General features: G+C 61.4%; 8 protein-coding genes. All 8 read right to left on the bottom strand.

The features are described from left to right. Positions 1-128: 128 nt before the first annotated feature. The 8 genes from Q0974_RS13175 to cysS all read right to left on the bottom strand — a co-directional run bounded on the left by Q0974_RS13175 (position 129) and on the right by cysS (position 9,560). Positions 129-2,105: a heme-binding protein gene (locus Q0974_RS13175; protein ID WP_299328555.1), complete on the bottom strand. Its 1,977-nt coding sequence runs from the start codon at positions 2,103-2,105 to the stop codon at positions 129-131. Between the two features lie 17 nt (positions 2,106-2,122). Then, entirely contained in the window at positions 2,123-3,511 is a 1,389-nt protein-coding gene (locus Q0974_RS13170) for a multiheme c-type cytochrome (protein WP_299328353.1), read from the bottom strand. A gap of 327 nt (positions 3,512-3,838) precedes the next feature. Continuing rightward, entirely contained in the window at positions 3,839-4,060 is a 222-nt protein-coding gene (locus Q0974_RS13165; RefSeq protein ID WP_299328350.1) for a hypothetical protein, read from the bottom strand. A gap of 16 nt (positions 4,061-4,076) precedes the next feature. Continuing rightward, positions 4,077-4,913, bottom strand: a complete 837-nt coding sequence (locus Q0974_RS13160) for a hypothetical protein (protein WP_299328347.1) — start codon at positions 4,911-4,913, stop codon at positions 4,077-4,079. Further along, the gene (locus Q0974_RS13155) at positions 4,892-5,248 is read right to left on the bottom strand and encodes a hypothetical protein (RefSeq protein ID WP_299328344.1); all 357 of its coding nucleotides are present in this window, start codon (positions 5,246-5,248) and stop codon (positions 4,892-4,894) included. The genes Q0974_RS13160 and Q0974_RS13155 overlap by 22 nt, the downstream gene beginning before the upstream one ends. Before the next feature lie 93 nt (positions 5,249-5,341). After that, positions 5,342-6,991: an acetolactate synthase large subunit gene (locus tag Q0974_RS13150; RefSeq protein ID WP_299328341.1), complete on the bottom strand. Its 1,650-nt coding sequence runs from the start codon at positions 6,989-6,991 to the stop codon at positions 5,342-5,344. 164 nt (positions 6,992-7,155) lie between these two features. After that, positions 7,156-8,097, bottom strand: coding sequence for a D-2-hydroxyacid dehydrogenase (locus Q0974_RS13145; RefSeq protein ID WP_299328338.1), 942 nt, complete (start codon positions 8,095-8,097; stop codon positions 7,156-7,158). Next, on the bottom strand, positions 8,094-9,560 hold the full coding sequence (gene cysS / locus Q0974_RS13140) for a cysteine--tRNA ligase (protein ID WP_299328335.1): 1,467 nt from the start codon (positions 9,558-9,560) through the stop codon (positions 8,094-8,096). The genes Q0974_RS13145 and cysS overlap by 4 nt, the downstream gene beginning before the upstream one ends. Positions 9,561-9,567 lie beyond the last annotated feature (7 nt).

Here is a 9,567-nt window from a genome sequence, read left to right as displayed (position 1 = left end):
GAGTTCCAGACTGAGAGATCACCCCCACCCAAACCCTCCCCCATCAAGGGGGAGGGCTCTATAGGTGCATACTGCGTCGTTCCGCTCGCCAGTGCGATCGCGATCAAGGATGCGCCACCGCTCATCCGTCACAGCCCCTGACAGACATTGTTCTCATCCGTATCGAGGAATGGCGCGAACGGGCAATTGACATAGCGCAGCCGCACATCGTTGCCGCCGACGCGCACGACGATCCGGTCGGCGCGGATATCGGGTGCGGCATTGTTGATCCCGCCGACCCGGACCGAGGCGTTATGCGTGCCGAGAAAGGCGATCATGTCGTCCTGGTCGATGCCGTCGCCCGAAATGCCGATCCCGCCGACCAGCGCATTGCCGCGATAGATGGGGACGGAGCCGGGAAATATCTGGATGCCGTTTTCGAGCGGGTTCTGGCCGGGCGCGACATCGGGCGTGGCGGTGCAGCGCGGCGGTGTGTCCGGGTTCATGCCGAAGATGAAGCCGATATGGGTGAGGACGTTGTCGAGGATCAGCGCCGATTGCAGGCCCGTCGAGAACGGGTTGAAGCTGTCGATCGGGCGAGAGAGCGGGCCGTTGGGCCGACCGACCTCCCCATCCGGGAAATAGGGACGGGACAGATTGCCGCCGGCGCGGTCGGAGAAAGCGAAAGCGCCGGTCAGTGCATTGGGATCGCTGAGAAAATCGCGCACCGCCGGGACGAACCCGTTCACGTCCGCGCTTGGATTGCCAAGCAGCAGCGTCGCGGCGTTCGCGCCGGAAAAGAAAGTCGCGGTGCGCGCTTTCTGCAGCGACACATCCGTGCCGAAGATCGGCGCGTCGGGCGAACGGACGATGCCGAGGACCTCGCCATGCGTATCGACGACCGAGATGGTCACTTCCGCCCGGCTGTCGAGCGGGCGCCTGATTTGCGCGCGGGCGCGGCGCATCACGATAAAGGCCTCTTCGAGGATCGCGGTGACCTCGGCGGCGGTGAGTGGCGATGTCACATCCGCCCCGTCCGTCGCCGCGCGGATCGGAAAGCGGTTCGCGCCCGTGCCATCGGACAGCACGAAAGCATCGCGGATCGAGAAATCGGCGGCGGTCGAGGCGCGCACGCCCGATGCTTCCGTCCCATATGCCGTCCCCGCAAGAACTCCCCCGGCTGAATCATAATAGCCGGCCACGCTAACCAGCGAACCGGCAATCGCGGCGAAGGCCGGCGGCGCATCCGGGTTGCTCGCGAAATCGTCGGTATCGGCATCCGAATATTTGAGCGTTGTGCCATCGACCGGGATGCGGTTGGCGCGGATCGAGGCGGGCGGTTCGAAGCCGTTGGTCGCGGCAAGTCCAATCGCTTCCTCGTCGCTATTGTCATTGTCGCGCCGGTCCGGATCGAAGCCGTAGACGCCGTCGCCCATCACGCCGACGCCGCCGATCACCACGCCGTTGCGATAGAGCGGGAAGCCGCCCGGATCGGCCGACAGACCCAATGGCGAACGCTTCGGCCCGACTAGCGCACCCGGACCCATCGCGCCGGTGAAGCGCTGGACAAGGTCGGAGCAGGGCAGAGAGCTGAATTGCACGCCATAGAGCGGCCCGCTCTCAAGGCCGTTGGTGACGCCCGGCGCGGGCGGGAAATGCTCCTGCACGATCTCGCTCGCCGTGCGCGTGGAAAAAGCGTTGCCGGCCGAGGAGAGGTAAGCGCCGGTGATCGCCTTGGCGATCGCGCCGGCGGCGGCGGCGGGCGCGGGCAACACCGTGCCCTGCAGATCGAAATCGGGGCCGGACGGGGAGGGGACGCTCAGCGACAGATCGGCCCCGTCCATTGCATAGACGGCGAGCACATTGCCGACCCGGTCGACCACGGCGATGGCGACGGGCAGGCCGCGCGCGGTGGCCTCGCCGGCGGCTTGCGAGATGACCTGCCGGACATCGGCGGCGGAGAGCGATTCCTGCGCGGGCACTGGATATTGGATAACGGCCGGCGGCGGTGGCGGCGGAGGTGGCGGCGCGGGATTGCCTTGCGTATTGCCGGGCGTTCCGCCACCGCCTCCACCCCCGCCACCACATGAGGCGAGGACGAGCGCGCTAGCGGCCAGCGCGGCCATCAATCGCGCTTTGCGTCTCACCGCAACCGTCCGATCGCCGCCGATGCGCGGCCGAGCGCCTGGCGGAATTCGAGCGGGCGATAGGCATTGGGCTCGCGCACCGCGGCATAGGCGGCGTTGATATCGGCACGGATGCCGGTGACCGAGGCTTCGGAGACCATCCCCTGGCTGACCATCGCGTTGAGCAGCGTATCGGTCGCCATCACCGCCTGCACGCTGCCCTCATAATCGGTGAAGCGCGGCCGGATCGCGTCGGACGAGACGGTGTTGATGATCGCGAATGTTTGCTGGCGGTTGAAGCTTGCTGACGCGAAGGCGTTGCCGAGCTGGCGCGCGCTGTCGCGCAGCCGGGACGCCGCCGTCATCGCCGCGCTGCGTCCGTCGGCCAGTGCGCCATGAAAGGCGCGGCTGTCCCGATCGAAGCGTGTGGCGAGGTTCGGCGCAACCACCCGCGCGGCCGCCGCCAGCATGATCATATTCTCGTCCTGATAGCTGGGAAAACCGTTGGGGATCGGGCGGGACGGATTGGTAATGCCGGTCGGCCGTGCATTCGGATCGTCGTAAATCCGCCGATGGCAGGTATGGCAATCGAAGAAATAGAATTCGGGGAACATGCCTTCGGTGCCGAGGCGTTGATTTTGAAACAGCGTCAGTGAGCGTTCGAGCGCCGTCGCCTGGCCCACGGCCCACATGCGGACATGGTTGGTGCGGCCCTTCCGCAGTGCATAATCGCCATCCTCGTCATGATGCTGCTGCAGCGTCGAGAAGAGGTCGAGCTCGAAGACGAGCCGCGGATGGCCCGCCGCCATGATCCGGTGATTGACGAACTGGCCTTCCGCCGTGCTGCCGAAATGACAGTTCAGGCAGAGCGAGGCGCGGGCGCGGGGATTGTCGAGTGGATAGAGGCCGCGCCGGACATTCGCCGCATGGCTATTGCCGACCGCATAATGGCTGGCCAGCCATCCCGTGTCGCCACCGCCAGCGCCGCCGTGACAGCTTTCGCAGCTTACGCCGTCGGAAAGCTGAAAGCGCGGACCGCGCCGGGCTGGCGGCACATAATCGCTATGGCAGCCGAGGCACATCGCTGCGCTCGCGGGGTTGCCGATGCCGAGTTCGTTGGCGATGCGCTGCGAGCGCGGATTGGTGAGCACGGCATAGGCGCGGCTGTGCGCGCCCGTCGCGCTGGCCGGGTCCTGCCAGCGCAAGATTTCGTCCTGCCTGACGACCGCGCCATCGGCTTCCTGGCGTCCGTGGCAGGTCGTGCCACCGCAGGTCGCGACGCCGACATGGGTGTTGGATGTGGTTTGGGCTGCGGTGGCGTCGTCGGACTGCCCGATACCGAACGAGAAACCAGCTGTAGCCGCGAGGGCCGCAATCCCGATCACCCAATTCGCTCTCCGCGCCATAACCCTCCCCAAGGTTTGGTGCTTGGCCAGACGGTATGTCCCTATGCCTGCACGCTATCCGCGACCCGTCCCTTGGGAGAAACTATGTTCTTTTCAGCGCTTACTGGCAAGCGCTACGGCACCAGAAAATAGCGAGAAAGATGGTTGCTCGCAGCTTTATGCGACTTGATATTGCAGGCTTTGCCGATGCTGCATGCTTCCATGCAACTCCGCGTTAGCAAAACAGCATCGTGCAACATCGAACATCTGGTGCGCTATATAACCTTTGCGGTTTCGAATTGGTCTAAGGAAGGTCTTTGTGAAAACCGAACGTCACATGAATCCGCCCTAGTCTGGCGGGTCGGCTATTTCCGCGTCTGTCGCAAACACGAAATAATAGTCCTTCCCTTCGTCATTCTCCCAATCCATTTGCGCGCCAGTGCCGACTATGACCGCATGTCGTACCGGGCCTACTACCCGTGCTTCCAGAACATCGCCCTCTTCATATGCAAGTGCGACTGCCGCTGCTGTCTCTTTATCGTCATATACCTTGCCGATTATCCTGCCCATAATTCTGGCTCCCTATTCATCTGGACTCTTCTTCTGCGCTATCGACCGCCTGCGCAAATTCCGAGCCCGTGCCACTAAAAGTGAAGCGCAGTCCGATGTCGCTATTGAGATAGGCCATACAAGATTCGTAGCCGTTACGGCATTCAGGGTCTGCCGAGATTCGAGGATTATCTCTGTCTTCGAGCTTAGACTCCACCAACCTTATTCTCTCAAGATATTCGTTCTCACTGCCGTTGGCGAGGAATGCGACAAGCGCATTGCGGTTATTCTCGGCTTGCCGGATTCTTCGCTCATATTCCGTTTGCACTTCCGGGTTCGAGAAAAGCTGTTGTATCGCCCCATTTACGTTGGTTCGTGTCTGTCTTTCTGCTGCCTCGCCTACTGCTACGAGTGCCGGTCCGCCACGAAGGGCAAGAATTTGCGCCGCGCTACCGGTAGCGAAGAATTGGGCCAATCCGCCGCTTGCGGTCGGATTGTTGGCAGTAGCGCTGAATTCTGCGCCAAAGCTTGCAAGCACCGAATAGGTATCTACTGAATTGCCGTTATTGCTGACTAGCAAGCATGGATGGCCGCGGGGATTAGAGGAATCCGGTACAGAACCCACATTGCAGGGGGTCTGATATTCACCATTGTCTCCAATATTGGCAACCAGTGGCATTATAACCAATTCCTGACGATTATATCCAACCGTGATGCCAGGCACATTCGTTGCATCGGTCCCGATGTCTAGTCCGCCGACCGTATTCGTGCCGAACACCATCGTGTTCGAGTGCCGGGTCATCTGGTAGCAGCCGGTTAGCGCCACAGCTGCGACCCCGACGATCGCGCATTTTACGATAGATCGACCAAACATGGTTCCACTCCCTCCATTGTTGCTAATATGGACCGCGCATGTTCGATTTCGGCCTGCCCATCGACGATGATCAGCAATTGACAGTCGGCGGGATCGGCCGTGATTGTGCGGTCGTGTAGCCAGCCGATCCGCAGGCCCGGTCCAACCGCGATACCCAGATTTTCGATTTCGACGGCTTGCAGTTCGCCCTGCCGTTCGGGCAGAGTTACGCGTGTGAAACCAAAGAATGTCCGGCTTTGCGCGCCATTGCCGTCCGAGAGATCGACTGAGTAGCAGCCGGCAAGCCCCAGCAGGACCAGCAGGGCCGGCAATCGCAATAGACCGATGCTGGGCAACAAGCCGATCCTCCCCCCGCGCTGTTCCACAATGGATTGCTTACCATGCGGCAGCGGGAGGTCAGGCGGAGACTGATCCGTTCTCGACAGAGATCAGAGCGTGAGCTCCGCGCTTATTTCCTTGATCTCGTGATTGAGGATTCGATCGTTATCTGAATAGTCGACCGGGCAGTCGATCAGATGGACGCCCTCGCTGCCGAGACAGGTGTCGAGCAGCTCTTTCAGATGCGCGGCGCTTTCGACGCGATGGCCGCGCGCGCCATAGCTTTCGGCATATTGGACGAAGTCGGGATTACCGAAGGTAAGGCCGTAATCCGCAAAGCCCATATTGGCCTGTTTCCAGCGAATCATGCCATAGGCGTCGTCACGCAGGATCAACACCGTGAGATTGAGGCCGAGCCTGACGGCGGTCTCCATCTCCTGACTGTTCATCATGAAACCCCCATCGCCGCAGACCGCGAGTATCTTGCGGTCCGGATAGACCATCGCTGAGCCCATGGCCGAGGGCAGGCCCGCGCCCATCGATGCGAGCGCATTGTCGAGTAATACCGTATTCTGCTGGCGCGCCGGATAGTTGCGCGCGAACCATATCTTGTAGACGCCATTGTCGAGCGCGATGATTCCGTCCGCCGGCATAGCCTCGCGTACTGCTTTCACGAGATGCGGCGGATAGATGGGGAAGCGCATATCGTCATCGAGGCTGGCCGTATGTTCTTCTTCGGCGGCGCGCGCCTTGAACATCGCATCGAAATCCCAGTGACCCTGGGGGAGGATATCCTCCTTGATCTGCCAGATCGCGTTGGCGATATCGCCGATCACCTCGATCTGCGGGAAATAGACGGGATCGACCTCGGCCGGGATGCAGCTGACATGGATGACCTCGGCCCCGCCGCGCTGCATGAAGAAGGGCGGCTTTTCGATCACATCATGGCCGATATTGACGATCAGATCGGCCGCTTCGATCGCTCGATGCACGAAATCGCCGGCCGACAGCGCGGCGGTGCCCAGATATTTGTCGCTCGTTTCGTCGATGACGCCCTTGCCGAGCTGGGTGGTGACGAAGGGTATGCCGGTCTTCTCGACGAACTGGGTCAAGGTCCGGCAGGTCATGGTGCGGTTGGCGCCGCCGCCGATGACGAGGATCGGCGATTTCGCCGCCTCAAGCTTCTGCCGCGCCGCGCGGATCGCCTTGTCCTCGGCGATCGGCCGCCGGCTGAGGCTCGGTGGGATCGGCGTTTTGTCGCTCTCTTCCTCGGCGATGTCCTCGGGAAATTCGAGATGCGTCGCGCCCGGCTTTTCGGTCGTCGCGATGCGGAAGGCCTCGCGGACGCGCGAGGGGATATTGTCCCCTGACGCCAGTTGATGCGTAAATTTGGTGATCGGCCCCATCATGTCGACGACGTCGAGAATCTGGAACCGGCCCTGTTTGGACGACTTGATCGGTTTCTGCCCGGTGATCATCAGGATCGGCATCCCGCCGAGATTGGCGTAAGCCGCCGCGGTCACGAAGTTGGTCGCGCCGGGGCCAAGCGTTGCGAGGCAGACGCCGACCTTGCCCGTATGCCGTCCATAGGTGGCGGCCATGAAACCCGCGCCCTGTTCGTGGCGGGTCAGAATCAGTTTGATTTTGGAATGCGAGAGGCTTTCGAGAAAATCGAGATTTTCCTCGCCCGGCACGCCGAACACATATTCGACGCCTTCCTCTTCCAGACACTGAATGAATAGATCGGACGCCTTGGTCATCTTGCTCATCCCCTCTCAGCAACTGAGTTCGGCAGGCAGACGAGAAGGTTACACGTGGTAGGGTCGTACGTCACTATTGTAGTGCTCCTGCGCAGGCAGGAGCCCAGGGCAATAGCGTTTGTCCTTGCCGCCCTAGGCTCCTGCCTGCGCTGGAGCACATGTCTTCAATAGCCGAGATCGAGGTTCACGACCGAGATCATGTCTTCGCCCGCACGGTAGCGTTTGAGGTTTTCGACAAAGCGCATGGCCGCGCGCTCGAACATGCGCGTCGTGGCATTGCCGGACATGTGCGAGGTGATGAAGATATTGGGCGCTTTCCACAGCGGATCGTCGGAGGGCAGGGGTTCGGGCGTCACGGTATCGAGAAAGGCACCGCCGATTGATTTCGATTCCAACGCCGCAATCAGCGCCACCTGATCGACGAGCGAGCCGCGTGCCACATTTACAAGCCACGCGCTGTCCTTCATCGCCGCGAGCTCGTCCGCGCCGATCATATGCTGGGTCTCGTCTGTCGCCGGGGCGGCGACGATCACCCAATCGAACTCGCCGAGCCGGGGCCGCCACTCTTCCGGGCCGATAATGCTGTCATCCTCGACCGGCGTGCGCCTGACGGCGGTGATGTCGGCGTTGAAGCCCGACAGCGTTTTCGCGACCTGCTGGCCGATCGCGCCATAGCCGATAATCAGGACCTTGCTTTCGAACAGCTCGGCATTGCCCGGTGGGCCGCTGAGCCACGCGCTATTCGTTTGCGATTCAAGCAGCTTATCGACGCGTTTCGCCGCAGCGAGCATGCCCATCACGACATATTCGGCGATCGGTATCGCGTTGATGCCCGTGCCGTTGGTGACGATTGTGCCGCGCTCGCGCAAGGCGTCGACCGGGAAATGATCGATCCCGGCGTAAATCGAATTGAGCCATTTGAGTTTCGTGGCGGCCGTGATGATCTCCGCCATCTTCGGCTTGTCATACATGTCGAACCAGCCGATCTCGACGCTGTCGGCGATCTCCATCGCCTGGTCGCCGCTTTCGAACCAGGTGACGTCGAGCCCGTCGATATGCGGCTCGACGAGCGGGCGGATCAGCGAGGCGATGGCGGCTTTGGTCATGGCTCTATCCTCCACTCCCAGCGCAGCGGATCGCCGTCCATAATCTCGACGCCCTTGGCGACAAGTTCGTTGCGGATCGCGTCGGCGGCTGGGAAATTCTTGTTGAGTTTGGCTTCGGCGCGCAGGTCGAGTTGGTGCTCGATTTCGCCTTCGGTGATTTCGGCCGAAGCAGGGCGGATGCGCAGCGATGACCGAGCGAGACCGTTCAGGCCAAGGCCAAGCACTTTGTCTATTTCGAACAGGCCCATCAATCGGTGACCGGCCCAGATCTGCTTCTGATCGGCCAGCTCATCGATAACGGTAAGCGCTTTGGGCGTATTGAGATCGTCCGAAATCGCCTCGTCGAAGTGATCGATGAACGCCTGAACCTCAGATGGAATTTCGTTGCGGTTTTCTGGCGAATGGCCGTGCGCGTCGTCGTTGAGCTGTTCCTTGACCATCACGATCCGCTTCAACCGCGTCAACACCGCCAGCAGATTCTCGAACGTAAACTCGAGCTCGCTCCGATAATGGGCCTGGAGGCACATGAGGCGATAGGCGAGGGGGTGGACGCCTTTGTCGACCAGCACCTGCAGCGTCAGGAATTCGCCTGCCGACTTGCTCATCTTGGAAGATTTTCCGTCTTTGGCGCGATCGACGAGGAAATTATTGTGCATCCAGATGTTCGCGCCGGTATCGGCCGAGCAGCTATGCGCCTGATTCTGGGCGATTTCGTTCGGGTGGTGGATCTCGCGATGGTCGATTCCGCCGGTATGGATGTCGAAGGTTTCGCCCAGATACATTTTGCTCATCACCGAGCATTCGAGATGCCAGCCCGGCGCGCCGCGGCCCCAGGGCGACTCCCATTCCATCTGCCGCGTCTCGCCCTCCGGCGTCTTGCGCCAGATCGCGAAGTCCGTCTGCTGTCGCTTGCCTTCGACGGGATCGATCCGGCTCTCGCCTTCGTCGGTGGCCGCGCGGGCGAGGCGGCCGTAATCCGGCACGGTCGAGGTATCGAAATAGAGGCCGCTGTCGAGCTCGTAGCAATGCTTGTCGGCGATGCTTTTCGCGAAATCGATCATCTGCTCGACATGCTCGGTCGCGATGGACCATTTGGCGGGCTGGCGGATGTTCAATCGCTCGATATCGCGCCAATAAGCATCGGTATAATATTTCGCGATGTCCCAGGCGGATCTGCCGCTTTCGCTCGCCGCCTTCTCCATCTTGTCGTCGCCAGCGTCCGCGTCAGACGTCAGATGGCCGACATCGGTGATGTTGATGATATGGGTGAGGTCATAGCCTTTCCAGCTCAACACGCGCCCGAGCGTATCGGCGAACACATAGGCCCGCATATTGCCGATATGCTGGTAATTGTAGACGGTCGGCCCGCAGGTATAGACGCGCGCCTCGCCCGCATTGATCGGCCGGAACTCTTCGGGTTGCCGGGTCAGGCTGTTAAAAAGGGTCAGCGGACTATCGGTCATGGCGGCC

It is taken from the genome of Parasphingopyxis sp., from assembly GCF_028279465.1.
GTDB lineage: Bacteria > Pseudomonadota > Alphaproteobacteria > Sphingomonadales > Sphingomonadaceae > Parasphingopyxis.
The sequence above is the reverse complement of the archived record's forward strand: the minus strand, read 5'-3'. Positions and strand labels throughout refer to the sequence as shown.

Coding starts and splice junctions, on each gene's coding strand:
- Q0974_RS13170 (WP_299328353.1), bottom strand. CDS start 3,511: ATGGCGCGGAGAGCGAATTGGGTGATCGGGATTGCGGCCCTCGCGGCT.
- Q0974_RS13160 (WP_299328347.1), bottom strand. CDS start 4,913: ATGTTTGGTCGATCTATCGTAAAATGCGCGATCGTCGGGGTCGCAGCT.
- cysS (WP_299328335.1), bottom strand. CDS start 9,560: ATGACCGATAGTCCGCTGACCCTTTTTAACAGCCTGACCCGGCAACCC.
- Q0974_RS13150 (WP_299328341.1), bottom strand. CDS start 6,991: ATGACCAAGGCGTCCGATCTATTCATTCAGTGTCTGGAAGAGGAAGGC.
- Q0974_RS13175 (WP_299328555.1), bottom strand. CDS start 2,105: ATGGCCGCGCTGGCCGCTAGCGCGCTCGTCCTCGCCTCATGTGGTGGC.
- Q0974_RS13165 (WP_299328350.1), bottom strand. CDS start 4,060: ATGGGCAGGATAATCGGCAAGGTATATGACGATAAAGAGACAGCAGCG.
- Q0974_RS13145 (WP_299328338.1), bottom strand. CDS start 8,097: ATGACCAAAGCCGCCATCGCCTCGCTGATCCGCCCGCTCGTCGAGCCG.